At 44.2% G+C, this 24,510-nt stretch carries 29 protein-coding genes; 27 read left to right on the forward strand and 2 right to left on the reverse strand.

The genetic code is table 11. The features are described from left to right. Positions 1-28 precede the first annotated feature (28 nt). From CVV44_22115 to CVV44_22245, 27 genes are all read left to right on the forward strand, one after another. The gene (locus CVV44_22115) at positions 29-370 is read left to right on the forward strand and encodes a hypothetical protein (protein ID PKL35499.1); all 342 of its coding nucleotides are present in this window, start codon (positions 29-31) and stop codon (positions 368-370) included. Between the two features lie 400 nt (positions 371-770). Further along, the gene (locus tag CVV44_22120) at positions 771-1,298 is read left to right on the forward strand and encodes an endoflagellar basal body-associated protein (protein ID PKL35500.1); all 528 of its coding nucleotides are present in this window, start codon (positions 771-773) and stop codon (positions 1,296-1,298) included. A gap of 121 nt (positions 1,299-1,419) precedes the next feature. Beyond that, positions 1,420-2,484, forward strand: coding sequence for a flagellar motor switch protein FliN (fliN, locus tag CVV44_22125; GenBank protein PKL35501.1), 1,065 nt, complete (start codon positions 1,420-1,422; stop codon positions 2,482-2,484). Between the two features lie 48 nt (positions 2,485-2,532). Next, the gene (locus tag CVV44_22130; GenBank protein PKL35502.1) at positions 2,533-3,360 is read left to right on the forward strand and encodes a hypothetical protein; all 828 of its coding nucleotides are present in this window, start codon (positions 2,533-2,535) and stop codon (positions 3,358-3,360) included. Continuing rightward, positions 3,347-4,117 (forward strand): flagellar biosynthetic protein FliP, encoded by a 771-nt coding sequence (fliP, locus tag CVV44_22135; GenBank protein PKL35503.1) that lies wholly within the window; start codon positions 3,347-3,349, stop codon positions 4,115-4,117. The genes CVV44_22130 and fliP overlap by 14 nt, the downstream gene beginning before the upstream one ends. A gap of 69 nt (positions 4,118-4,186) precedes the next feature. Then, on the forward strand, positions 4,187-4,459 hold the full coding sequence (gene fliQ, locus CVV44_22140; protein ID PKL35504.1) for a flagellar biosynthetic protein FliQ: 273 nt from the start codon (positions 4,187-4,189) through the stop codon (positions 4,457-4,459). Further along, on the forward strand, positions 4,459-5,238 hold the full coding sequence (gene fliR, locus CVV44_22145; GenBank protein ID PKL35505.1) for a flagellar biosynthetic protein FliR: 780 nt from the start codon (positions 4,459-4,461) through the stop codon (positions 5,236-5,238). Before fliQ ends, fliR begins: the two co-directional genes overlap by 1 nt. A 58-nt stretch (positions 5,239-5,296) precedes the next feature. After that, complete coding sequence (gene flhB, locus CVV44_22150) at positions 5,297-6,451, forward strand: flagellar biosynthesis protein FlhB (GenBank protein PKL35506.1); 1,155 nt, start codon at positions 5,297-5,299, stop codon at positions 6,449-6,451. A 66-nt stretch (positions 6,452-6,517) separates the two neighbouring features. Next, the gene (gene flhA, locus CVV44_22155; protein ID PKL35583.1) at positions 6,518-8,596 is read left to right on the forward strand and encodes a flagellar biosynthesis protein FlhA; all 2,079 of its coding nucleotides are present in this window, start codon (positions 6,518-6,520) and stop codon (positions 8,594-8,596) included. A 73-nt stretch (positions 8,597-8,669) separates the two neighbouring features. Beyond that, complete coding sequence (flhF, locus tag CVV44_22160) at positions 8,670-10,040, forward strand: flagellar biosynthesis protein FlhF (GenBank protein PKL35507.1); 1,371 nt, start codon at positions 8,670-8,672, stop codon at positions 10,038-10,040. Positions 10,041-10,058: 18 nt separating this feature from the next. Beyond that, entirely contained in the window at positions 10,059-10,931 is an 873-nt protein-coding gene (locus CVV44_22165; GenBank protein ID PKL35508.1) for an ATP-binding protein, read from the forward strand. Between the two features lie 162 nt (positions 10,932-11,093). Continuing rightward, on the forward strand, positions 11,094-11,687 hold the full coding sequence (locus CVV44_22170) for a hypothetical protein (protein PKL35509.1): 594 nt from the start codon (positions 11,094-11,096) through the stop codon (positions 11,685-11,687). Between the two features lie 19 nt (positions 11,688-11,706). Beyond that, a complete protein-coding gene (locus tag CVV44_22175; GenBank protein PKL35510.1) occupies positions 11,707-12,507 on the forward strand; it encodes an RNA polymerase sigma factor WhiG in 801 nt (266 codons plus the stop codon). A gap of 1 nt (position 12,508) precedes the next feature. Further along, the gene (locus tag CVV44_22180) at positions 12,509-14,485 is read left to right on the forward strand and encodes a polymerase (protein ID PKL35511.1); all 1,977 of its coding nucleotides are present in this window, start codon (positions 12,509-12,511) and stop codon (positions 14,483-14,485) included. 17 nt (positions 14,486-14,502) lie between these two features. Continuing rightward, the gene (locus CVV44_22185) at positions 14,503-14,832 is read left to right on the forward strand and encodes a hypothetical protein (protein ID PKL35512.1); all 330 of its coding nucleotides are present in this window, start codon (positions 14,503-14,505) and stop codon (positions 14,830-14,832) included. A gap of 67 nt (positions 14,833-14,899) precedes the next feature. After that, positions 14,900-15,775: a hypothetical protein gene (locus tag CVV44_22190; protein PKL35513.1), complete on the forward strand. Its 876-nt coding sequence runs from the start codon at positions 14,900-14,902 to the stop codon at positions 15,773-15,775. A gap of 52 nt (positions 15,776-15,827) precedes the next feature. Beyond that, positions 15,828-16,706 (forward strand): hypothetical protein, encoded by an 879-nt coding sequence (locus tag CVV44_22195; protein ID PKL35514.1) that lies wholly within the window; start codon positions 15,828-15,830, stop codon positions 16,704-16,706. Positions 16,707-16,708: 2 nt separating this feature from the next. Further along, positions 16,709-17,188: a chemotaxis protein CheD gene (locus CVV44_22200; protein ID PKL35515.1), complete on the forward strand. Its 480-nt coding sequence runs from the start codon at positions 16,709-16,711 to the stop codon at positions 17,186-17,188. Positions 17,189-17,197: 9 nt separating this feature from the next. Further along, a complete protein-coding gene (locus tag CVV44_22205; protein PKL35516.1) occupies positions 17,198-18,064 on the forward strand; it encodes a YicC family protein in 867 nt (288 codons plus the stop codon). Between the two features lie 6 nt (positions 18,065-18,070). Then, entirely contained in the window at positions 18,071-18,322 is a 252-nt protein-coding gene (locus CVV44_22210; protein PKL35517.1) for a hypothetical protein, read from the forward strand. After that, complete coding sequence (locus tag CVV44_22215; GenBank protein PKL35518.1) at positions 18,309-18,923, forward strand: guanylate kinase; 615 nt, start codon at positions 18,309-18,311, stop codon at positions 18,921-18,923. The genes CVV44_22210 and CVV44_22215 overlap by 14 nt, the downstream gene beginning before the upstream one ends. Then, positions 18,920-19,165 carry a hypothetical protein gene (locus tag CVV44_22220; protein PKL35519.1) on the forward strand — a complete coding sequence of 82 codons (246 nt, stop codon included), beginning with the start codon at positions 18,920-18,922 and terminating at the stop codon, positions 19,163-19,165. The genes CVV44_22215 and CVV44_22220 overlap by 4 nt, the downstream gene beginning before the upstream one ends. Beyond that, complete coding sequence (locus tag CVV44_22225; protein PKL35520.1) at positions 19,166-20,101, forward strand: tRNA (adenosine(37)-N6)-dimethylallyltransferase MiaA; 936 nt, start codon at positions 19,166-19,168, stop codon at positions 20,099-20,101. It begins immediately after the preceding gene. A gap of 3 nt (positions 20,102-20,104) precedes the next feature. After that, a complete protein-coding gene (hfq, locus tag CVV44_22230) occupies positions 20,105-20,353 on the forward strand; it encodes an RNA chaperone Hfq (protein ID PKL35521.1) in 249 nt (82 codons plus the stop codon). Between the two features lie 18 nt (positions 20,354-20,371). After that, on the forward strand, positions 20,372-21,277 hold the full coding sequence (locus CVV44_22235; GenBank protein ID PKL35522.1) for a hypothetical protein: 906 nt from the start codon (positions 20,372-20,374) through the stop codon (positions 21,275-21,277). A 194-nt stretch (positions 21,278-21,471) separates the two neighbouring features. Continuing rightward, complete coding sequence (locus tag CVV44_22240) at positions 21,472-22,206, forward strand: hypothetical protein (protein ID PKL35523.1); 735 nt, start codon at positions 21,472-21,474, stop codon at positions 22,204-22,206. A gap of 197 nt (positions 22,207-22,403) precedes the next feature. Beyond that, entirely contained in the window at positions 22,404-22,868 is a 465-nt protein-coding gene (locus CVV44_22245; protein PKL35524.1) for a chemotaxis protein CheW, read from the forward strand. A 33-nt stretch (positions 22,869-22,901) separates the two neighbouring features. Here CVV44_22245 and CVV44_22250 read toward each other — a convergent pair whose 3' ends face one another. Both CVV44_22250 and flgM read right to left on the reverse strand, forming a co-directional pair. Continuing rightward, positions 22,902-24,128, reverse strand: a complete 1,227-nt coding sequence (locus CVV44_22250) for a hypothetical protein (GenBank protein ID PKL35525.1) — start codon at positions 24,126-24,128, stop codon at positions 22,902-22,904. 31 nt (positions 24,129-24,159) lie between these two features. Beyond that, on the reverse strand, positions 24,160-24,453 hold the full coding sequence (gene flgM, locus CVV44_22255; protein PKL35526.1) for a flagellar biosynthesis anti-sigma factor FlgM: 294 nt from the start codon (positions 24,451-24,453) through the stop codon (positions 24,160-24,162). Between the last annotated feature and the right edge of the window lie 57 nt (positions 24,454-24,510).

The following is a 24,510-nucleotide window of genomic DNA, read 5'->3' on the forward strand; positions in this document are numbered from 1 at the left end:
CAGGGTTGATTTTATATAAGGTGGTGCCATGGTAGATTTTAGTGTAGCGGAACATGACGATGTTATTATCATCAGCATCAGCGGTGAATTTTATCTGGAAAGCGTAAGTTATGCGGAGGAGCTCTGGAATGCACAGGTGTCCAGGAAGCCCCGTGTAATTGCCTTTAATTGCAAAAAAATTAAATATATCGATTCGTCGGCCATAGGAATACTGGTTAAATTTCTCAACAGCTCGGCAAAAGCGAATGTCAAACTGGTTTTTTTTGATCTGAGCGAGACGGTCGTAACGGTATTCAAAACAGCCAAGTTGAACAATTTTTTTACCACCATGTCAAAAGAAGAATTTGAAGCTGAATATATCACACATTGATCGCCCCTCTTTCCCGTTTTGAGTTTTTCGTGTAAATAAATATACCTTATCGATGAATTTTTTTGCTTTTCGCCATTCTTTTATGCCGAAAAACTAAAAAGAGCACATAGAGCCTGAAGCGGAACTATGTCGGAAGATTTGCCGTGCTCGTTTGAAGATGGGCCTGTATTCCTGTTTTGCGGCTTATTTTCCCTATGAAGAATGATGATAAAAGATGTTACATATCAGGTAAAATGCATAAATTAATTGACATAAATGATAATTATATATTATTATGTCACATAAGTTTGCGCAAATTTGCCGGCGGGCAGAGTGTTGATTCCTGATTATATTCTTAGTACTTTTATTAGGGTGGGTGCTCCCCGCATTCGAATAAAAGATCAAAGCAAGGCGGTAGCAAATGGGCGACGATGAAAGGGATGATATAATTGAAGAGGAGGGGGCTGCTCCTGAAGAACCGGCAGGGTCCGGTGCCACCTCTAAAATCGTTAAAATACTGCTCTATGTGGCAGGAGGCATATTGCTCATTGTCCTGGTTACCGGTATATCCTATCTGGTGTCGAAGAATGTTCAGGAAAGCAATTATGAAAAAAGTCAGGATATCGTAGCGGCTCCGCCGCCTCCGCCCCTGAATACCTATGAGCTTCCTTCATTCTCAAAAACGACGGCGGACACTGAACCTCATTTTATCAAAATGCAGATTTCATTGGCTTATGAAATGAATGTGGAGCTGAATAACGAACTGGTAAACCGGAAGGATGAAATTCAGCACATTATCAACATACTCCTTCAGGGGAAAAAATATGAAGATTTGGACTCGGTGAGCGATGCAGTGGAATTGGCCGAGGAAATTAAAGCTCATATAAACGTGAGGCTTATTTCAGGGAAAATTAAGGAAGTATATTTTAAGGAGTTTGTCGTAAATTAAGCCTGCTGCGTTGAAGTTCGAATTATTGTCTTAATGGTGCTGAACAATTTTTGTCTTTCGATGGCGATGGTTTAATCTTAAGAAGCGCCTGAGTTAATGTATATTGCCGCAGGCGGAAATAGTGGAGGATGCTATGGGTGACGGCTCATTATCACAAGACGAAATTGATGCCCTGTTGCAGGGTGCCGACGATATAGGAACGATTCCAGGGACTTCCCCCTCCATGGATTTTGGAGGATCATCGGGGATGTTTTCCGGCATGGAACAGAATTCCGTCAGGGACCTGCTTAACGGCATCGTCGGTTCTGTGGCACCTTCGCTGGCCGGTTACCTGGGAGGCAAAAACCTGGTCATCACCAATGCGGTGGTGGAGGGGAAAAATCGCGATGCTATCATGGGAGAATTTCCTTCCCGGTACGTTCAGGTCGCAATGGATTACAGCGGCGTTGTAAGCGGAAAGAACCTTGTCATATTCAATCTCGCCGATGCAGGATCCATATCCTCTCTCATGATGGGTGATGAGTCCGGTGTAGCTCCGGCAGAGATGACCGAGGCGCATCAGAGCACGATCCAGGAGTTCACTAACCAGCTTCTTTCATCAATCGCAACACAGCTGGGCAACCGTCTGGGGGGCGGGATCGGTACGACACCGGCAGTGCTTTCCATGGTGCGGAATGCCAAAGAGTTGCAGCTGCCTCCGGGCGATCTGGTTAAAATCACATACGATATTATAATTGAAGGCGTTGTCAATTCTAAGCTGTATCATATAATGGACGCTAATCTGGCTTCCTCCATGTCACGGGGAGGAGGAATGCAGACCCAGTCCATGGGACCACCCCAGACATATCAGCAGCAGGCTTCCCAGGTGGGCATAAGCCCGGTGAAGTTTCCGCCTCTCGATGAAGGGATATCGCAGAGCGCTGTCGGTGATATATCTCTGCTGCTCGACGTTCCCATGACGCTCACCGTGGAGTTGGGTAGAACATCCAAACTGGTACAGGAAATACTGGGCCTTGGTGAAGGTTCCATCATCGAGCTTGATAAACTGGCCGGTGAGCCTGTCGACCTCCTGGTTAACGGAAAGCTCATTGCAAAGGGAGAGGTTGTTGTAATAGACGAGAATTTCGGTGTCAGGGTAACGGATATCGTAAGTCCCGATGAACGTCTGACCGGAATGAGGCCCTAGATTGTTGCGAGTCCCGCCATTAAAAACTAATGACGGGACTGAAATATAATGAGACATAACATGATTGTACTGGAAAAAATAAATAATTACGGGAAACGGAATGGAGCACGCATGGCGGGGTTTCTTCTCCTTGTGCTGTTTCTGATTACCCTTGCCGATGTCGCGCTCCTTGCTGAAAAGAAAAAAAAGGTCCAGTCCCCCGGCGCGGTAAAGGTAGAAAAAACTGCCGACCCGGCCGACAAGCTGAAGAAGAACGAAAAAACCGGAACTGAAGGGAATGCGGAGTCAACCGTGGAAGAAAAACAGCCCCTGGTGAAGGAAGAACCGGGTATTCCGGGAATAACCGACAAGGAATACACTGAGGATGATTTCAAACCAAAAGCGGAAGAAGAGTCCTATGCATGGATGATAATAAAGACGATCCTGATCCTGGGCATTCTCGTAGGGGCCTTCTATTACTTTTTTCAGTTTGTCACCAAAAAGGCGGGAATAAACATACAGGGCGAGGATGTGGTGAGGATACTCTCCGTCGTCCCCGTTGGTCAGAATAAATATATTCAGGTTGTAGACCTGGCAGGGAAAATACTGGTTCTCGGCATTGCCGACAGCGGGATTAATCTCATAACTGAAATAACCAGCAAGGAAGAAATGGACAGAATCCGGTTGCTGGGCTCACGTTCAAAACCGGTTCCCGAGGGCGGCTTTCAGGAATATATTAAAACCCAGATCGGCAGGGTAATTGAAAAAATAAACGACAAATATGAGCACAATACAACGACCGATACCATGCTGGGCGGTGATTCCGGCGTTGATCTGGATTATCTGAAGCGACAGAAGAAGAGATTGAAGCACTTGAATGGTAATGGCGATGAATAAAAAATACCTGTTGATAATCATGCTGGCGCTTTTGTTTGTGCCGGTGCTTGTTCATGCACAGAATGCCGGCGGAGTCCGCATGCCCATACCCAAAATCGCCTTTGACATAGAAGAGGCAGGGTCCCCGAAAGATGTTGCACTAAGCCTCCAGGTTCTGTTCCTCCTGACCATATTGACGCTGGCACCATCCATCATTCTCATGACCACGGCCTTTACGCGGGTCGTTATCGTGCTGGATTTTGTTAAAAGGGCACTTTCCCTTCAGCAGATGCCGCCTAACCAGGTGATAGTCGGTCTGTCGCTCTTTCTTACTTTTTTTATTATGGCTCCCACTTTTACGGAAATTAATGATACGGCCCTGCAGCCCTATCTTAACGGCAAAATAAACAACACCCAATTTTTTGACAAAGGCATGAAGCCTCTGAGGGGGTTCATGTTCAGGCAGACCAGGGAAAAGGATATTGCGCTTTTTATAAAGCTGGCCAAGATCGAGAAGCCCAAGAACAAGGAAGATGTGCCGTCATTTTGCCTGATTCCGGCATTTATGATCAGCGAGCTTAAACGCGCCTTTGAAATCGGTGTGTATTTATTTATTCCCTTTATCGTTATCGACATGATAGTGGCAAGCGCTTTAATGGCCATGGGTATGATAATGCTGCCCCCGGTTATGATATCGCTGCCTTTCAAGATCATTCTTTTTATTCTTGTGGACGGCTGGAATCTGCTTGTCTATGAATTGGTACGGTCTTTCAGATAAGTGCAATATCCGCTTGAAGGGATGTAAAGACCCTTTGCGGAACAGGTAAGTCGGGTTGAGGAAAAAACAATGACAGATATAATGGTAATAAAAATACTGCGTGAATCCTTGATGACGACATTGATCGTGTCGGCACCCATAATGGGAATAGGAATGATAGTAGGTCTTATCGTGGCGATATTTCAGACAACCACTTCAATACAGGAACAGACGCTGACCTTTGTTCCTAAGATTATAGCCATTTTTGCCGCATTGCTCATTTTCGCCTCGTGGATGATACGAACGCTCGTGAACTATACATACAATGTTTTTGAGATGATAGGGAAAATGGGCGGGGGGTGATGGAGTATTTTGTATATCATTTCCAGGTGTTTTTGCTGATCATGATGCGAATGAGCGCCATGATCGTCATAGCACCGTTTTATTCCAGCGCTGTCATACCGATGAGGTTGAAAGCGCTTCTTTCGTTTCTTATAGCGCTTGTTATTTTTCCCATAATAGCCTCGCACGGCTATAAGATAACGGGGAATATGGGAATATATTATCTCATGGTTTTACGGGAAGTGGTCATCGGGCTGTATATCGGCTTTCTCGTATCGGTTATGTTCGCGTCTTTTCAGCTCGCCGGGCAGTTGTTTTCGGTGCAGATGGGCTTCGGTATAAACGAAGTGCTGGATCCCCTGGGGCAGGTTTCGGTGCCCCTGATCGGACAGCTTCAGAACCTGATAGGGCTTCTGATTTTTCTTGCTATCGGCGGGCATCACTTTCTTATTGAGGCCCTGTACAGGTCATATGAACTGGCGCCTCTGGTCAGTGCGGACAAGGCTGTGATGGGGCAGCTTTTTAAATATCTCATGTATACCTTCAGCGGGATGTTTATAGTGGCTATAAAAATAGCACTTCCCATCGTAGGCGTACTGTTCCTCATCTCGGTGAGCATGGGTGTGCTGGCCAAGGCGGCTCCGCAGATGAATATCATGATGATGGGATTTCCCTTCAGCATTGTTGTCGCTTTTGGACTATTGATAATAACGGCCCCGCTCGTGGTGCGGATTATGCAGGTATCACTGGAGCGGACCTTTACATTTGTGGTAAAGGTGCTGCATCACTGGCCAGGGTGATCTGTTTTGAAAAACCGGCAGGTATTTCACCTGCTGATTATATGTTAAGGATGAAAGTGTGAGTCAATTTCTCGAAACATATTACGGCTGGAGCCATCCCGATCTGCAGGGCTTTGTTTTCAACCTGCAGCTTTTCGGCGCTGAGGATGAAGGCAGAACCGAAGAGCCTACAGAGAAAAAACTGCGGGAAGCCAGGGACAAGGGGCAGGTGGCCAAAACGCAGGAACTGGCCCAGACTCTCGTTGTCATATTCGGCATTCTGGTTGTTTTTATATTCGGGGCGTGGATTTATGATTCACTGGCGGGTATGACCAGGTATTACCTTTCATCTTTTTCACGGATGGAGATAACGTCGAAGAGTATCCAGCATGATTTCTTTTCCATAGTGTTTGAGATGACGAAGATACTGATGCCCATATTCGGGGTTGTGGTCTTTGCGGCGATTATCGGAAACGTGATACAGGTTGGGTTCCAGGTTTCAACGGATCCGTTAAAATGGGACTGGAGTAAATTAAAATTCGATCCGGCCACGGTCTTGAAAAAGATATTTTTCTCCAAGCAGGTTGCCATGAACCTCTTTAAATCGATTTTTAAGGTTCTGGCCATCGGATTTGTGGCATATCTCATTATCGTTGCCGACTTTGAGGAAATTATGGCAACGCCCGATTTTTCTCTGGCCATGGCACTGAAAATAACTATGCTATCAGGACTTAAAATAATCCTGTGGACATCGGTCCTTCTCCTTCTCCTATCTGTTCCCGATTATTTTTTCCAGAAGCAGGAATTCATTGAATCATTGAAGATGACAAAACAGGAATTAAAAGAGGAATACAAGGAAACGCAGGGGGACCCGTACCTGAAAGCCCGGTTGCGTGAGATGCAGCGTGAGCTGGTCATGAAGAATATGATCCGTGACGTCCCCCGGGCCGATGTCGTTGTAACAAACCCGACACACTTTGCCGTGGCGCTCCAGTACGACAAGGAAACCATGGAGGCCCCCACGCTAATAGCTAAAGGCGCAGACAGTATGGCACTGAAGATCCGGCAGGTGGCCAAGGAAAATAATGTGCCCATCATGGAGAACAGACCGCTTGCACAGCAGATCTACAAGGATGTGGAAGTAGGAGACATAATACCGGGAGAGCTTTTTTACGCCGTATCTTTGGTTTATGCCGAACTGTACAAAAAAAATCAGTATCAGGAAGCGATATGATGCATTCAGGTCCAGGATCGTTGAGGGGAAAGGAGGGTTGTAATGGCTGAAGCTAACAAGACGGCAATGCCGCTGTTTGCCAATTTACAGTGGATGCAGAAAACCGATATACTCATGGGAATCGGCGTCATTTCCGTAGTCATGATGCTCATCATCCCGTTGCCGACCTTCCTGCTCGATTTTCTTCTGGCAGTGAGCGTCATGATAGGCCTGCTGATTCTCATGATCGTTATGTTCATCAGCCGGTCCTTTGACTTTTCAATTTTCCCGGCTTTGCTCCTCATCACGACGGTTTTCCGCCTGGCACTGAACGTATCGTCGACGCGGCTCATACTGCTCAATGGGGCCGCCTTTGATGGGAAGATCATAAGGACATTCGGAGCCTTCGTCGTCGGGGGTAACTATGCCGTAGGTTTTATCATATTCATTATACTTGTGGCGGTTCAGTTTCTGGTAATCACCAAGGGTGCCACAAGGACCGCTGAAGTAGCGGCCCGGTTCACCCTCGATGCCATGCCGGGAAAGCAGATGAGCATAGATTCCGACCTGGCAAACGGCCTTATCAACGAGAGCGAGGCGCGGAAACGTCGTGAGGAGATTCGGAAAGAGGCGGATTTTTACGGCGCCATGGATGGTGCTTCGAAGTTCGTCCAGGGTGATGTGAAGGTCGGTATTATCATAACCGTGATTAATATAATCGGCGGATTCACCGTGGGTATGGTCATGCGGGGAGAGTCCTTTGATGTGGCGTTGAAAACATACACGCTGCTCAGTATCGGTGATGGACTTGTGGCCCAGATCCCTTCACTTCTGATAACCACTGCTACCGGTATAATCGTGACCCGTGCCGTTTCCAATGACAATATGGGCGACCAGATAGCGGACCAGCTCGGTTCTCAGCCCAAAGCCCTCTTCATTACCGCTGCAGCTCTCGGGGGCTCCGTGCTGATACCCGGTTTCCCGAAATTCTCTCTTATATTTCTTGCAGCAGGCCTTGCCGGACTCGGATACCTCCTCACGCAAACCCGAGAAGAGGAAAAAAGTCTGGCCGCGCGGGAAGAAGAAGATGCGGCCAGAAAAGATCATAAACCGGAATCCGTTCTGCCTCTCATCCAGGTCGATCCGCTGGAAGTTGAGATCGGGTATAATCTCATTCCCCTTGTCGATCCCGAGCAGGGCGGAACGCTGCTTGACCGGATAACCAATATCAGGCGCAGGAGCGCCCTCGACATGGGCCTCATCGTGCCTCCCATCAGGATCAGGGATAACATGGAACTGGAGCCTGAGGCCTATTCAATTCTCATCAAGGGCGTCGAGGTGGGCCGCGGGTATCTGCAGGTGGGCAAACTCATGGCTATGGATCCCGGCGATGTTCAGGAAAAGATCCAGGGTGGCGAATTCACGGAGCCCGTATTCGGCCTGAAGGCCATATGGATAGAAACGGAGCAGCGGGATATCGCCGAGAGCAGGGGATATACCGTGGTGGATTGTCCCACTATTACCGCCACGCATCTCACGGAAATCATCAAGAAACACGCCGACGAGATTCTGGGCAGGCAGGAAGTGCAGCAGCTCATCGATAACCTTAAAAATGATTATCCGGCTGTTATCGGAGAAGTCGAAGACAAGAAAATCGGTCTTGGAGATATTCAGAAAGTGCTGCAGAATCTGTTGCGGGAACGTGTATCAATCCGGAATATGCTCTCGATAATGGAGAGCATCGCCACCTACTCGGACCACACGCGCGAGGCGGGTCTCCTGACGGAATATGTACGGTCATCACTGGCACGGCAGATTACCAATGATTATGTGGACCGGGATAATATCCTCAATGTTATCACCGTTGATCCCGAGATCGAATCGGCCATGCGAAGCGCTCTGCATGATGATCCCGTTGAAGGCCGGATCCTAGCGCTCGATCCCGATTCTCACCGGGTGATTGTGCAGGCCCTCCTCGATGCCTTCGGCAGGGCCAGGAACCTGGGGCATACGCCCGTATTCCTTGTTTCACCCCAGGTGCGGAGCGTGACATTTGCGCTTTTAGAAAGGGAAATACCGGCACCGGCAGTACTATCGTACAATGAAATAGCCAGCACGGTCCGTGTTAACGTAATTGTATCGGCCCTGGTTTCATCGGCGGCCTGACGATAAATGACTATAAAGAAAGGAATGGTGCTGTGGATATTGCACGGCAAAACAATAAGAAGCAAGGAGTAGAATGATGAGATACGTAAAAATTCATGCCAGGACCTATAACGAAGCGATGATGAAACTGAAGACAGAGCATGGAGATGATGCAATTCCCATTAGTCACAAATATGTCAAGGAAGGCGGCATTCTTAACTCACGTTTGTTTGCCCGGGAAGTGGTGGAGCTTACTGCCGGCGTTCAGGACAGAAAAACGACGCAGAAACTGAAGCAGGAAAAGAGAAATATCGATTTTACCGTGGGCGATTCCCGTGGCCTCGATACCCTGCTGGCAGCAAAGAGCAGGCCTGTCATGGAAAAGGCCGCCGCTGCGCCCAGGGATACCCACATGGAGTCCATTAACAGGACCATCGATGTGTTGAATGAAAATCTGAATGATCTTCGCACCGGTAATGAACAGAAAAAAGTTGCTCCGGAGCCGGTAAAGGATTATACTGAGAATGCGGAACAAGAAGAGACCAGGGGTGCTGTCGGGGAATCTCTGACGATAAAACGATTTGAAAAGGAATTCCTTGATCTTAAAGATACCCTGAATAAGCTGGTTAACAGTAAGAATTCAGAAACGCCTCACGGTCACACATCGGCACAGGAACATTCCGTTATTAACAAGTATATGGAAGTGCTCAGGAAAAATGATTATGACACTGAACAATGCAATTCCATAATTAAGGAAGTGAAGAATTCTGTCAGCAAAGACGACCTGAAGGACGAATATAAGATCGAAAAGAGCCTGAAGGATCTTTTGAAGAGCAGGATAGTAACCAGCGGGCCCATTAAAATAACCAATAAAAAGAAAATAATAATGTTCGTCGGTCCTACAGGGGTTGGGAAAACAACGACCCTGGCGAAACTGGGAGCCCTTCATTCCCTGAGAGAGGGGAACCGTGTCGTGTTCATAACCATTGACAATTACCGGATAGCGGCGACGGAACAGCTGAAGAAATATGCGGAAATTATGCGTATACCCATATATGCGATAAACGACCAGAAGGAGTTCAGGGCCGTTATTGACAAGGAGAAGGCAGATATTATTTTGGTGGACACATCAGGGAGAAGTCATAGAAATGAACTTAAAATTTCAGAGATCAAGAGCTATGCGGACCTGGTGGACTATGATTTTGAGAAGATACTCTGTGTGAGCGCCAACACGAAAAAAAGCGATCTTCACGATGTATTCAGGGCCTTTGATATAATGAACTTTGACAGTGTAATAATTACTAAAGTTGATGAAACTTCTACTATTGGGAATGTTGTCGATATTGCCGATAAATATAGTAAGCCCATATCATATTTTACCAACGGACAGGAAGTGCCCAATGATATTGAGGTTGCCGATACAGATAAGATTGTCGACATGATTATGGGCGGGGCTAAACTATAAATCGTAAGGAGGTCCAAGTTGGATCAGGCTGCTAATCTCAGGAGATTAGTCCTTGAGAAGGGTACAAACCCTAAAAAAACCAAGACTATTGCCATAACAAGCGGTAAAGGGGGAGTGGGTAAAACAAGTATATCCGTCAGCCTGGCTATCGCGCTCGCCCAGGGAGGATCATCGGTCACTCTGCTTGACGCTGATCTTGGCCTGGCGAATATTAATGTAATTCTGGGTATCATACCAAAATATAACCTGTATCATGTAATCAAGGGCAAGAAAAAGCTGAAGGATATTGTCATTGAAGTACCGGAAGGTATTAAGATAATTGCCGGTGCATCGGGATTTCATCAGTTGGCCAACCTGGAGCCCAAGCAGCGTGCTGATTTTATCGGCGCTCTTGCTGAACTGGATTCAGATGACTACATGATTATTGATACGGGCGCAGGTGTTTCCCAGAACGTTCTCAGTTTTGTTATCGCCGCAGATGAAGTGATCGTAGTGACCACACCGGAACCTACGGCAATAACCGATGCATACGGGATCATCAAGTCCATTGCGGCACAGACTCCCGACAAGGTCATAAAACTTATTGTCAATCGCGTCATGTCGGTATCGGAGGGAAAACGTGTAGCACAGCGTGTGATAAATATTGCCGGTCAGTTTCTCAATATTAAAGTTGAAAATCTTGGATTTGTTTTTGATGATATTTATGTTCCCAAGTCCGTGAGAAATCAGAAACCCTTCATCGTCAGCTATCCCAAGTCAAAGGCATCGGGTTGTGTCACTATAATCGCCGATAGAATAAGCAACAGGGAAAAAATTGAAGGGAAAGGAACAGGCTTGGCATCATTTTTCAAGAATCTGATTACTATCACCGGTAGTGAGGGTGAAGAATAGAGCCTGATGAATAAAATAATCAGGGTAACAATATGAATAACGGTAATTCTCATATAGTGCGGGGAAGTCTAATCCGCATAGAGGTTTAAAAAGAGCTTGATTTGTAGATTTGTAGTTGATATATAGTAGTCTGTTGTATTTGATTCCTGTTCTGTCGTTTTAATGAAAAAAGAGCGCATCATGAATGTTCGAGATATACAGATAGAATATAAAATCAGCATGATATTCGCGTCAACTGCGCTACTGTTATCCCTGTTTTCCGGAATAATTGCCGGAATCGATAACACAGTGGTAGTAGTACGGGCAGTCTTATCGGCGGTAACATTTGCCGGTCTGGGCTTTGCAGTTATGTATGTTTTCAAAAAGTTTGTTCCGGAATTTGGTGAAATATTCAGGGGTTTTGGTTCCCGTGAAGAACAGGATTCCATTGACGTAGAAACCCCGGAATCTCAAAATGATACCTATGACGGTGATGCTACAGGTGGAGGAGCCGGCGCTGCGGCATATGCCGGCAGCGAAGGTTTTTCCGAATTCAATGAGGGTGATTTTCCCCATTTGAAAAGCAGCACGGGTGGAACCGGTCTGGAGGATTCGTTGAATGCACAAGGAGGCGGAGATGAATTTGCCGGGGGTAAAATCAATCCGTCAAAGGGGAAAATGGGAAAACATATAATTGCCAATGAGAGCTTATCCAAATATGAACCAAAGATATTGGCTGAAGCAGTACGAACCATGATGCGTAAGGGCGAGGAATAAAAAATCCGGGAAAGGGATCATGAATAATAAAAAGTTTCAAGAACTAGATGCAATAGGCGAAGAAAAACTCTGGGATAAATTCATCAAGTCCCAGGATCAGATGATCCGGGATTATTTTGTGGTCAAATATGCCCCTCTTGTTAAATATGTGGCAGGGAAAGTTTCCATGGGAATGCCCCAGAACATCGAATTTGACGACCTGGTATCCTATGGTGTTTTCGGTCTTATCGATGCAATCGGAAAGTTTGATCCGGCCCGGGGAATAAAATTCAAGACCTATGCCATGACGAGGATCAGGGGGGCCATCTTCGATGAGTTACGGTCCATCGACTGGATTCCCCGTTCCATACGGCAGAAGGCCAAACAGATCGAACAGGTAATATCAGAACTGGAAAATAAACTTGGCCGCACCGTTGAGGACGACGAGATTGCCAAGGAAATGGGCATTTCCAATGACGAGTTTCAGTCTCTTCTCAATAAGCTGAGTGGAACGTCCATGCTTTCTCTTAACGATATTTGGTACCTGGGCGATGATAATGACGAACTTTCAATCCTCGAGACTCTCGAGGCGCCTGAAAGCATGAATCCCGATATTCTCATTGAAAAAGAGGAAATACGTGATTATATTATTGATGCAATCAAAAAATTGCCGGACAAGGAAAAGAAGGTTATCGTCCTGTACTATTATGAGGATCTTACCTTGAAGGAAATAGGGGAAGTGCTCGAGGTAACGGAAAGCAGGGTTTCCCAGTTGCACACCAAGGCGATTATGAGATTACGGGGACGATTGGGGAGAATCAAGTCCAATATTGTTGGTTGATATGTCAAAATTAAAAGACCTGTTCATGGATATTGCAGATTCCGATGATTTCAGTGGCGATAATGCCGTTGAGGTTTATGCGGATTCAGTGAAGCAGGCGCTTGAACTGGCTTCGAAGGAGTTGAAAGTCGACATCTCGATGCTGGATTATGAAATTATTGAAAAAGGCGCTGCAGGATTGTTCGGATTTGGGCGCCAGCCCTACCGGATTCTTGTGCGGCCCCTGGAAGTTGCCGCAGAGCACTCTGACCTGGAAGAAATTGAAAAGAAACTAGCCGCCCATATCCCCGGAATTGTGCTTGAAGAGAAAAAGGATGTCGACGCTTCATTCAAGATTCGCGTTACAAAAAGTGGTATCTGGCTTACCGTCATTCCTCCAAAAGGGAAAGGAGTCGATATCGATGTCAACCAGATAAACAACAAGCTCTATTCCATGCGGATCAGTAATGCCGATATTTCCCTCATCGAAAAGGCGGTAAAAAAACAATCGGGTAAACCGCAAAGGCTGGGAGATTGGACGCCCAATCCCAATTATGACGGGAATATGACAGTGAATATAACCGACGATGAAATGAAAGCCTTTGTCCATTTCACGCCTCCCCGTTTTTGTGGCCGGCACATGGAGTACAATGAGGTTATCGACGCCTTGAAAGGGGCCGGTGTCGTTACGGGAATAAGAGAAGAAGTGATAAAGGAATATCTGGAAAACATGGATTACACCCACCCCCTTGCCGCGGCTGAAGGTCAACGGATGAGGAATGGACGTGATGCCTATATCGATTACAAAGTCCGTGTAGATAAAACCAGCGTAAGTTTCGAAGAGGATGAAAGCGGGAAGGTCGATTTTCGCAACCTGGAACTCCTGGAAAATGTCGTTGTTGGCCAGGTGCTGGCTGTCAAGGTTCCGGCGGAAGAGGGTGTGCCGGGCCGGACTGTTACCAATAGAATTCTACCTGCAAAATCGGGCAAGGATGTCCAGATTCAGTACGGTAAGGGGACCATCCTGTCTGAAGATGGTCGGGAGCTGACCGCTGAAATAAACGGTCAGGTTGTTTTTAAAAGAATGAAGATCAGTGTCGAGCCCGTGTATGTGGTCAACGGGGATGTCTCTCTCGAAACAGGGAATATTGTTTTTCTGGGATCGGTCATTATTTCGGGAAGCGTACAGGATAATTTTGTCGTCAAGGCTGCCGGTAATATTGAGGTAAAGGGGACTGTTCAGAAGGCCTTCCTTGAGGCAGAAGGTGACATCATCGTTCACCAGGGTATCTCGGGTCGTGAGGATTCACGGATCGAAACAACCGGAGGATCGATTTTCGCTAAATTCATACAGAACGCCAATATTGTTTCTGAGAATGATGTTCTTGTCCCCGAGGGTATCCTTCATTCCAATGTAGATGCCGGTGGACGCATTTACTGCAATGGCCGGCGTGCCCGGATTGTAGGTGGCCTGATCAGGGCTGGTGACGAGGTGAATGCGCGATTTCTGGGAGCCGATGTGGCTACTAAAACCGAAATACGTGTCGGCATCAATCCCAAGGTGCTGCAGCAGATGAGCGAGTTGGAGACAATAAAGGTGAAAATCTCCGGTGAACTTGAAGGATTGCAGAAAAACCTTACAACACTGACCAACCAGAAGAGGACATCAAAACTTTCTGAGGAAAAGGAAAAAATGTTCCAGGAATTAACGGCCAGGAACCAGAAACTCACCAGTCGGACAGAAGAAGTCAACCTGGAGCTTGAGGAACTGAATGCCTATGTAGGCATGCTGGAGCACAGGGGGAAAATTTGTGCTGAGAAGACAGTATATCCCGGTGTTGACATTTATATTAAAGATCAGAAATTTCTCGTGAAGGATCAATATAACTATATTAAATTTACCCTTGAAGGGGATGAAATCAGGCTCTCTGAATATGAGCCGCCTCAGATAATTGAAGGACAGCAGAGGATTGCTACGCTGATTCAGCGTAAGAGATAGCAGGAGAGGAATTTGGCATGTCAATTAAACCAATCGATCTTCAAACCAACATCGGACAGATGCATGAAGTGGGGAGAGGAGAACATGCCAGATCCGGCGCCGGAGTAGAGCAGCAATTGATTCTCGACAAGGAAGCAGCTCAAAAATCGGCATTAAAAAATACCAGGCTTGATGAATCGAATAAAGGTGAGAAGACGGAAGTACGAGATACTCTTGCCAACGATAAGGAAAATAAAGAAGAGCAGGCCCGGAAAGAAAAAGAAAAGAACGATCAGCACGGGGATGGAACAACGAAGACACGCTCCAAAGATGACCGAATGGGTAAGATTATTGATGTATTGAAATAGGGTGGTTGAATTTTGTGATTGCAGATATTAAAAAAAATCAAAACAAAGTAGCTTCTAAGGAGACATAATGCAACTGTTTATACTTATAGTAATCAACATCTTCATGGGAGCCCTTCTTTATCTTGTCATCAGCCTCAAACTGGAAAAATCAGCTTCGGAGTTTCGCGAAAAGAAGCTTCGCAAAGAGATGGACGACATCATAAAGGAATTCAATGCCGCAGCCGAGCGCAATATTTCCATTCTTGAAAACAGAATCAGTCTCATGAAAAGGGTAATGGAGCGAAGCGGGGATATGAACAGCCTTGATATTACCATCGGGAATGATAGCGATGGTGACAGAGAAAATGAGGAAGCATCATTTTCTTATCCGGGGAATAAGAACAGCCTGAAAACTCTTGACAATAAACAGGAGGAACCGTCGTCTTTACTGCAAAAAAAGGAAATGCCGCAATCTGCATACGGAGCCATTGATCTAAAAAAAAGCTTGCTTAAATTATTTAGAAATGTTATAGATATGATATATGATAAAAAAAATAAACTTCTTGATCGCTTTGTAAAGGGAAGTGATAACGACGGTAAATCAGACCGGACACTCCACCGCAGGAAAGCAACGGGAGTGGCAGATAGGGATATAAATCATTCCGATACTCTTATTGAAAAAGATTTTACTACGATGCAGGAATCTCTTTCACGCAAAGGCAAATTGATTGATACTGTAGATGTTGGTGGTACTCCTGATGCAATCATGGCGTGCGATGGTGAAGAGGCTGATGCAGAACTGAATGAAGAGGAAGTTCTTCGTCTTTTCTCTGAAACAAAGGACAGGTACGGTCTTATTGACGAACTCTTTGACAAGGGTTATTCAATGGAGAAAATTTCACTTCTATCGGGAATGCCCGTGGGTGAAATAAAACTGGTGTTGAATCTGAGAAAAACATTATAGCCTGTTGCAATGCTTTACGGAAACTGGCCATTTAAAGATTGTATAATGATTAATGAAGAGACGGGGTAAAGCTCTGGTAATGGAATTAAATATAAAAAGACTGACTGAAGAAGAGTTTAAGAAGTTCGCTAAACTTATTCATGATGAAAGCGGAATTTTTCTTAAGGATTCGAAGATTACCCTGCTTTCAAACAGATTGAGGAAAAGGCTTCAGGCTCTCAACTTTATGGAGTTTGCCGCCTATTATGATTATCTCCAGCGACTTTCCGGTGATGAAAAAAAACGGGAATATGAAATGCTGCTGGATGTTGTATCCACTAATGAGACGTATTTTTTCAGAAATGAAAGGCATTTTGATGCATTAATACAGACAAGCATTCCGGAACTGGCCAAAGTAAAAACAAACAAGAAATTGAGGATCTGGAGCGCAGCCTGTTCAACGGGCGAGGAGCCCTATACACTTGCTATCTGTGTTCTTGAGTGCATGAAATATTTGCAGGGATGGCAAATAGAAATTATTGCCACCGATATCGCTCTGTCCGTACTTGAATTTGCCAGGATCGGAGAGTATTCGGGTAGAAGAATTGAAAAGGTGCCACCTGAATATTTGAACAAGTATTTTATACCGAAAAAATCGGAGCCGGGAGTCTATACAGTAAAGGATGAATTAAAAAAACTGGTTAAATTCAGCTATCTTAATTTTTTTAAAAATCCTTTTCCATCCGATCTGGACATTATTTTCTGCAGGAATGTCATGATATATTTTGACAAGGAACATCAACAGAAGCTGGTGGGTGATTTTTTTAAGGTGATAAATAATCCAGGATTTTTGTTCATTGGCCATTCTGAAACGCTTCATTCTATTTCCGAAGATTTTGTCTATAGAAAAATTCTTGAAGCACCAGTGTATGTACCGAAGCCAAGGAGATAACGGTGAATTTTACTCTTATTAATGTGGGCATAGCGGATCTGAAGGTGGCCTCGGGGAGTGATATCCTGCGGACGATCCTGGGTTCATGCGTGGGCATATGCCTCTATGATGCGGAAGCGAAAGTGGGCGGCCTTTCACATATCATGCTGCCCGTGATGAAATCAAAGACGTCCTCGGAAAAGAAGTACGCCGATACGGCCATTCCCCTTCTTCTCGAGGAAATGAAAAAAATCGGAGCGAGGAAGGATAAGCTCATCGCTAAAATAATCGGCGGTGCCACCATGTTTAATCTCTCGGAAAACAGCATGATGGCCGAAATCGGCAGAAACAATATCATCAAGGTGAAGGAAATACTGGATGAAATGAAGATAAGGATTATTGCTGAAGATACAGGCGGTGACTATGGGCGGACCATTGATTTTTATATGGAGAATGGAGAGATCAAGGTTAAATCTCTTGGCAAGGAAGATAGAATATTATAGGTTGTTTTTATGGAAAGTATGACAGGCTACGCCTTTATTGAGAAGAGTTCCGATCAGTTTTCCTTCTCGGTTGAAATAAAATCTCTGAATTCTAAATATCTCGAAACATATGCTAATATTCCACGGATATTGAGAAATGAAGAGAATGATTTAATAAGCATTCTGAAGGAACGTTTTTCCCGTGGCAAGATAGAACTGAGTATTGAAATCTATGACTGGACCGATACGCGTCCCGTTTCATTGAATGCATCCCTTATAAAGAAATACTATCAAGAACTGCAGGCCATTCACAGTAGCCTGCATATTAAAGAACCTCTTCGATTTGAATCTATATTGTCTCTTGAAGGAGTGTTGAACCGGGAACGCTCGATTGTGTCAAAAAAATCGCGCAAGGACATATATACTGCTCTGGAGTATGTCGTAAAGAAAACCATTGAAATGCGGAAGAAAGAGGGGATGGCCACTAAGAAAGACATTATCAATTCCCTTGAAGTGATATTGGAAAATGCTGAAACGATCAAGAATATAGCCCGTAATTTTGTCACTGAAAAGCAACAGCTTTTACAGAAAAGGATAAACGCATTGGCCGGCGGCGCCGTGGATGACCAGAGGCTCATGTCGGAGATTGCCATCCTCGCCGACAAGCTGGACATCAATGAAGAAACGGTTAGACTCAACGACCACCTTCAGAAATATAAAACAGTGATGAAGGATAAAGGGCAAATCGGAAAAAAACTCGATTTCATTGCCCAGGAGATGTTCAGGGAAATTAATACAATATCCTCGAAATCAAATAATTCCGAGATATCGCATCTTGCCGTGGAAGTTAAAAATCACATCGATAAAATACGGGAACAATGCCGAAATGTGGTGTAAACAGATATGAAAACGACTCTTATAAATATCGGATTTGGCAATGCCGTTGTGGCGGAAAGAGTAGTGGCTGTAATTACTCCCGCATCGGCATCGGGCAAAAGGCTGCGCGATGAGGCGAAGGGCAATAATATCCTCATAGACGCCACTCATGGCCGAAAAACACGTGCCATTATCATAATGGATAGTAACCATGTTATTCTTTCGGCTATGCAACCGGAAACAATAGCTAACAGGCTCATGAGCAATGCAACGGAGTAATATCTCTCTCGTTGTTTCAGCCCCCTCAGGCGCCGGGAAAACAACCATTATACAACGACTTTTACTGGACTACGATATTCTCAGGTTCTCCGTATCAACTACAACGAGGCCGCAGCGGAGCGGAGAAATACCCGGGGAAAGCTATTATTTTGTATCAAAGGGTGATTTCAGGAATATGATCGACAAGGATGAATTTCTTGAATGGGCCGAGGTACACGATAACTACTATGGAACTTCTAAAAAAGAGATTGACAGAATACAGGCCAGGGGAAAAATCCCTATATTTGACGTCGATGTACAGGGCGCAAAAAACCTGAAAAAAAAGCTGGCTAATGGCATTTATATTTTTATAGTTCCACCTTCTCTCAAGATACTGGAGGAACGGCTGAAAAATCGGAAAACAGATACTGAAAATCAGATTGCCGTACGTCTGAAAAACGCTGTTGCCGAGCTGAAAGAATTTGCGTTGTTTGACTATATCATTATTAATGATAGACTGGATTTCGCCATTGATCAATTTAAGGCGATTATGACAGCTGAATTATGCCGAAAAGACCGGAATACGGCCGCTATTGAAAAAATTTTGGAGGTTTACAAGTGATTATACCCATGGATAAATTGATAATGTACAATTGCAACAAGTACATTTTTACGAAAGCTACAATGAAGTATGTTGATAAAATAGCCAATATAAAAAATTATCCGGAAGAAAACCTGAACTGGAAGGTTGTCCCCAATATCTTAAAGCTCACGCTTGAAGAAGAATTGAAGTTCGAATATCAGTTGCCTCATGAGCTTGCCGCCCTTGAGGCCAGTAATCCCGATGAGACCAGTGAGGAATAAATAGATATTCGTTCTATAGTGATAGCAGGGCCCACGGGCGTGGGCAAGACTGAGCTTTCATTGTTGTTGGCAGAGGATATTTTTGAAATAATATCTTTTGATTCGGTACAGATATATAAATATCTTGATATTGGTAGCGGTAAACCCGACAAGGTTCAGAGACAGAAAGTCCGGCATCACCTTATAGACATTGTTGAGCCGGATTCTGATTTCAGTGCCGGTGATTTCGTAAGATTTGCCGGTGAAAGCCTGGCGGAAATTGAGAAAAGTGGAAAAGAGTCTCTCTTCGTAGGCGGGACGGGTTTGTACATTGATTCTATTTTCGGTGGTTTATCACAAATTCCACCCGTTGAGAATCAAATACGGGAAGAGATAATACGAGAGATAGAAATAAAGGGACTGGATTTTCTTCATGGAGAACTCATGAAGATTGACAGGCATTTCGGTGAAAAAGTCCATCCCAATGATCGGCAGAGAATTATACGTGGTTTGGAAGTTTTCCGCGGTACGGGAAAGCCACTGAGCAGTTATTATGCTGTGGAAGATAATACGACCGGTCAGGATATTCTATATGTAGGTCTGTATGAAGAACGTGAAGCCCTGGTGGAGAGAACGGCTCGCAGGGTTGACCGGATGATGGAAGAGGGTTTTCTCGAAGAAGTCAGGTCCTTGCGGGAACGTGGTTTTGGCCCTGAACTGAAATCCATGCGCACCATCGGCTACCTGGAGCTCAACCGCTATCTCGATGGATTGACGGGATTATCGGAAGCAATCGAGAGTATAAAAATAGAGACCAGGCGTTACGCAAAAAGGCAGATGACCTGGTTCAGAAAAAATAAAAAAATAAACTGGTTTCACCGGCTGGAAACGGACAGAATACAAAAACTTGTCGGAGACTGGTTGAAAAAACAAAAAAATAAATACAGAGGTATGTGATACATGGCAAAGCAAATCAGTAATTTACAGGATGTATTCCTCAATAATACCAGGAAGGACAGGTGTGAAATTACTGTATACTTGGTTAATGGTGTGCCCATCAAGGGGCGTGTATTGAGTTTTGATAATTTTACAATACTCATGGAAGTAGACAAGAAGCAGAACCTGATTTACAAACACGCTGTTTCTACTCTCGTTCCTGCGAAACCAATGCCTTATCGCGATGAAAAAGAGGAAGAGCAGGGAGCCTGATGTATTAGTGTAAACTGAATGGTGATGATGAAAAGTTTTTTTATAAAAGTAATATTCATTCTCCTTATTGCTGCAGGTGGTTATATTTTCATAACATCATACCGGCCTGTTCCTGAGGGAATGATATCAGTGGTGTACGGAAATCAAGACGATGCTCCGGTGATCGTGGTTTCGGCAGGATCGCGTTTCGTGATTCAAGGTGTAGCCCCCTGGCTTTATCATATAGAAACGATCGCACTCGACAAAAGGGACAGCTTTGATGTGAAAATGACCATTCCTTCCCTGGTGGGATTAAAGGATGAATATTATGGCATCAGCATTCCCGTTTCCGTGGAATACAGTATTGAGTGGGATAAGGTTAGCGACTATACTCTTTTTAGAAATAATTCTTTAAAAATAAGCAATATAATATTTGAAGATACGGTTCGTTTTTTTAGCAATCAGCTTCAGCCCTATCTGCTTCCTTTTTATCGGGGACCGGCATTGGAATTTAGGAAAGAAGAAATAAAAGCAGCTGTTAGAAACGGGTTAACAGACAAACTGGCCGGGCAGGGAATTACTCTGAAAAGAATTGATATTTATGAAAACTGGACATATCCTGATAACGAAAGATATAGAGAAGGTCTTCAGTATCTGGCTGAATTACGCCGTATTGAAATCGAGAATGCAAAATCTCTTTCTCTTCTGAAAAATCGGCTTGAAGGCGAAAAAATTCAGGAGGAGGCCCTGTATAAAAAATACAGGGAGATGTCGCGGATTATAAAGCAGAATCCTGATATTCTGAAATATATTTATATTGACAAATTGACCGATGATTTGAAAGTGATAGTTTCATCAGACAAATCTATGGTACCTCTTTTCCTTGAAGAGGGAAAAAATAAAGGATCCGTATCTGAGAAGGGTGAAATTAACAATCTCAGATGAGAAAAATGAATTAAAAGGAGTTTTCTATGCCTTGTGGTAGAAAGAAAAAAAGGAAAAAAATTGCCAATCATAAGAGAAAAAAGAGAAGAAGGCAGAACAGGCACAAAAAGAAAGTCTAAGTGGCAGAGTAGGGAGAGATTGGTCATGAATTTTTGCCAATCTCTTTTATTTTAAGGGGTAAAACCGTTCCAGCCATGAGGAAAACGACCACCAAAACCAAAAATCAACAGGTTGAGACATCACAGTTTCACTGGAAAAGACGTCCCTCGGAGATTCGCGGTTACCAACGAACACTATATATAACTGCGGAGAACGGAGATTATATTCGCATCGACTACAATCTCCGTGAAAAGAGAATCCGCCTGTATGTTGAAGTGCAGAACGAGGGCGGCAGTCCGTATTATAGTGTGATAAAAAACGGTAAAATTACCGCAGAACGCAGTGTCCTCAGCGGTCGTACCTATGGATTTTCTGAAAAATTTTCTGAAAGGGCAGAAATATTTTCGAGTATACCGAATAATGATATAATACGTCTCATTAATTATAACTATGGTATCTCTTTTGCAAAGAAAAGATTTTCCGGCAAGGGCGCCGTCGATAAGCAGCGCCGTCTCGAAGAGACGCGTAAGCGTTACTTTGTAGAGGATAAAAACCCATACGACGATCAGTATGCCGGTGCAGAGCAGTATATCCCCAAAATAGGTTTAATAGATATCCTTGATTTTCTTGTGGGACTTGCCATTTCAGCCGGTATATTCTATTATCTGCAATTTGATTTTATCGCCATGGGCGTGATTGCGGCCTTTTTTGGTGTGTCCATCGGGATGGTGGATATGTTTATCAGGGAAAGGTCACCCATGGTTTTTAAGGTGATTTTTTTCGTAGTGACAGGCATCGCCTCATATATCTACGGCTATTACATTTCATAAATTCCCACAGTACCCATAAAAATGTCTGAATATCCAAATTAATGCTTGAAAAGTTATTTTATTCAATTAGGATATTGTTCACGGATGGCGATCCGCGGCTGAATCAGCCCTTAGTGCCGTTAGAAGTAGGGGAAGCCGGGGAATAAATTATCCTTAAGAGATAAAAATAAATAACAGGTACAAGCAGGAAACAGCTCATGATCGATTCTAAGGGCGATGTAGTTACCTCTCAGCAGGTAGTATGTTTTAAAATTGGAAACGAAGAATATGGCGTTGATATTCTTCTCGTTCAGGAAATTCTCAAGCTTCCCACTATCACAAAGCTGCCAAAGTCAGTTCCCTATATCATGGGAGTAATCGATCTCAGGGGGAAGGTCATACCAATAGTTGATCTGAGTAAAAAATTTAAAATTGACCAGAAAAGAGAGAAGCAGAGCAATCGCGCTATTGTTGTGGATATCAGCGGAAAACAGGTGGGACTGGCTATTGATTCTGTCAGCCACGTCATTAAAATAAATTCCAATGATATCGAACCGCCTCCTCCCGTTGTGAAGGGAATTTCCGGCCGTTATATCGTGGGTATCGCTAAACTTGAAACGGGTTTTGTCGTTATCCTTGATATTAACCAGATATTCACCTCGGAAGAAGTTACAAGCCTCTAGTATTGGAATGTCTCCGTCATTTATTGATGTATTTCAGAAGGCGGCTATAAGAATCGTTTCAATCTCGTCAAGGTTCAGCGGTCGTGGTGTATTCTTGAGGAATGGATATTTCATGGCTGTTTCCGCGATATTCTTGAACTCTGATTTCATCACCTCAAAATGAGACAACCGCTGGGGAATGTCTATGTCGGTTTCCAGTTTTCGAATTGCCTCAACGGCCTTGATGGCTGCCTCAATAACGGTAATATCCCGCACATCCTCTCCCATGACTTTTGACATCTGAACATATTTGCCTGGAGCGGAAGTAAGGTTAAATTCCATAATGTGAGGGAGGATAATCCCCATGGCGCTTTCAAGGTCGAGGGCTGTTTTTGATGCCAGGGCAAGGGACGTTGCCAAAGTAACTGAAAGAAAGGCTACAGAAAAGGCTATGCCGGACATTACCGATGCCGTCGAAAGGTAGAGCCGGGGTCCGGGATTCTGAGGTTCTTTAAAAGTAATGGGAAGATTCCGGAATATCATATCAATTGATTTCAGGGCAAAGGTGTTTATAATGTCGTTATTTGCCCGGGAAATGACAGATTCTGTTGCTATGGCCAGTGAGGCAACGGTATTTTTCATGATGCAGCTCTCTTCTACAAGCAGCGACAGGGATGGATCGACTATTGTCGCTTTAGGAAAAAGAATTTCATTATGATATACCTTTTTGACGCCTTCATGTATATCGTCGAGGAATAATAAAGGTGCAATCTCAAAACCGAAAACGGGGAATGCCGGCATGGTTATCATTGCAACGGGATTTTCGCTGATTTCCGGTTCGGAAAAAAGACTGTCGCAGAAAAGAAAATTGTTTATTAATAGAGAGATGGCCTTGGCGGAGTTCAGTGCTTCAATGCCTCCAAAACCGATTATCATGTTGCAATTTGTTTTCTTTGCGAATGACACGGCGGTGTCAATATCTTCCGTGTTGGGATATTCGGGTAATTCATCATAAATGATGCAGCCGATTCCTGCCCGCTTCAGATTACTTGCCACGGCCAGGGCTTTTTCGTGAAAAATTTCAATGTCGTTGGAAGTCATTATGAGGATTGCGCGGGAACCATATTGTTTAAGAATTTCAGCAATATTGTTGATAATATCCTGACGGATAAATATTTCAGTGGGTAGGTTAAAATCGGGTGTAACTGAACTTTTCAATCTAATCCTGCCATAAAAAAAGCGGACATATTTGTCGTATCTCCGCTTTATTATTCTTACAATTCAAGTGTAAAGTCAGTGCTGAAGAAATTGATTACGGCCTCAACAGGAAGTTGGCAATTTTACTAGCCACCATTTCAAGAACCTTGTTATCGTTGAAATCATAGGAGCCATTTTTTATCTGCTCTTTGATTGCATTGACTCGGTCGGCCCTGATATCTGGCGTCTCGTGAACAATCTGCATTTGTTTTGATATTTCAGCGGCTTTTTTGCCTTCTGATGATATCTGGACAGAGTCATTTTTCTTGGTCTCTTTTGTGCCCGCCGCAGGCTTGGTCTTTTTCGGCTCTATAATGTTGTTTATGTTGCTTATTTTATCAATTGCCATTTTAATAACCCTTTTATAATCTACTTACTATATCGGAATATTTTGTCAATTCTTTAA

The sequence above is a fragment of the Spirochaetae bacterium HGW-Spirochaetae-1 genome, assembly GCA_002839375.1.
Lineage (GTDB): Bacteria > Spirochaetota > UBA4802 > UBA4802 > UBA5550 > PGXY01.

Bases quoted from the DNA above. Each gene is read 5' to 3' on its own strand.
- CVV44_22120 (PKL35500.1), top strand. From the start codon at position 771: ATGGGCGACGATGAAAGGGATGATATAATTGAAGAGGAGGGGGCTGCT.
- CVV44_22210 (PKL35517.1), top strand. From the start codon at position 18,071: ATGAAAACGACTCTTATAAATATCGGATTTGGCAATGCCGTTGTGGCG.
- flhA (PKL35583.1), top strand. From the start codon at position 6,518: ATGCCGCTGTTTGCCAATTTACAGTGGATGCAGAAAACCGATATACTC.
- CVV44_22185 (PKL35512.1), top strand. From the start codon at position 14,503: ATGTCAATTAAACCAATCGATCTTCAAACCAACATCGGACAGATGCAT.
- CVV44_22240 (PKL35523.1), top strand. From the start codon at position 21,472: ATGAGGAAAACGACCACCAAAACCAAAAATCAACAGGTTGAGACATCA.
- CVV44_22180 (PKL35511.1), top strand. From the start codon at position 12,509: ATGTCAAAATTAAAAGACCTGTTCATGGATATTGCAGATTCCGATGAT.
- fliP (PKL35503.1), top strand. From the start codon at position 3,347: ATGGCGATGAATAAAAAATACCTGTTGATAATCATGCTGGCGCTTTTG.
- CVV44_22205 (PKL35516.1), top strand. From the start codon at position 17,198: ATGGAAAGTATGACAGGCTACGCCTTTATTGAGAAGAGTTCCGATCAG.
- fliR (PKL35505.1), top strand. From the start codon at position 4,459: ATGGAGTATTTTGTATATCATTTCCAGGTGTTTTTGCTGATCATGATG.
- CVV44_22115 (PKL35499.1), top strand. From the start codon at position 29: ATGGTAGATTTTAGTGTAGCGGAACATGACGATGTTATTATCATCAGC.
- CVV44_22130 (PKL35502.1), top strand. From the start codon at position 2,533: ATGAGACATAACATGATTGTACTGGAAAAAATAAATAATTACGGGAAA.
- CVV44_22190 (PKL35513.1), top strand. From the start codon at position 14,900: ATGCAACTGTTTATACTTATAGTAATCAACATCTTCATGGGAGCCCTT.
- CVV44_22235 (PKL35522.1), top strand. From the start codon at position 20,372: ATGGTGATGATGAAAAGTTTTTTTATAAAAGTAATATTCATTCTCCTT.
- CVV44_22195 (PKL35514.1), top strand. From the start codon at position 15,828: ATGAAGAGACGGGGTAAAGCTCTGGTAATGGAATTAAATATAAAAAGA.
- flhF (PKL35507.1), top strand. From the start codon at position 8,670: ATGATGAGATACGTAAAAATTCATGCCAGGACCTATAACGAAGCGATG.
- CVV44_22215 (PKL35518.1), top strand. From the start codon at position 18,309: ATGCAACGGAGTAATATCTCTCTCGTTGTTTCAGCCCCCTCAGGCGCC.
- hfq (PKL35521.1), top strand. From the start codon at position 20,105: ATGGCAAAGCAAATCAGTAATTTACAGGATGTATTCCTCAATAATACC.
- fliQ (PKL35504.1), top strand. From the start codon at position 4,187: ATGACAGATATAATGGTAATAAAAATACTGCGTGAATCCTTGATGACG.
- CVV44_22170 (PKL35509.1), top strand. From the start codon at position 11,094: ATGAAAAAAGAGCGCATCATGAATGTTCGAGATATACAGATAGAATAT.
- CVV44_22175 (PKL35510.1), top strand. From the start codon at position 11,707: ATGAATAATAAAAAGTTTCAAGAACTAGATGCAATAGGCGAAGAAAAA.
- flgM (PKL35526.1), bottom strand. From the start codon at position 24,453: ATGGCAATTGATAAAATAAGCAACATAAACAACATTATAGAGCCGAAA.
- CVV44_22245 (PKL35524.1), top strand. From the start codon at position 22,404: ATGATCGATTCTAAGGGCGATGTAGTTACCTCTCAGCAGGTAGTATGT.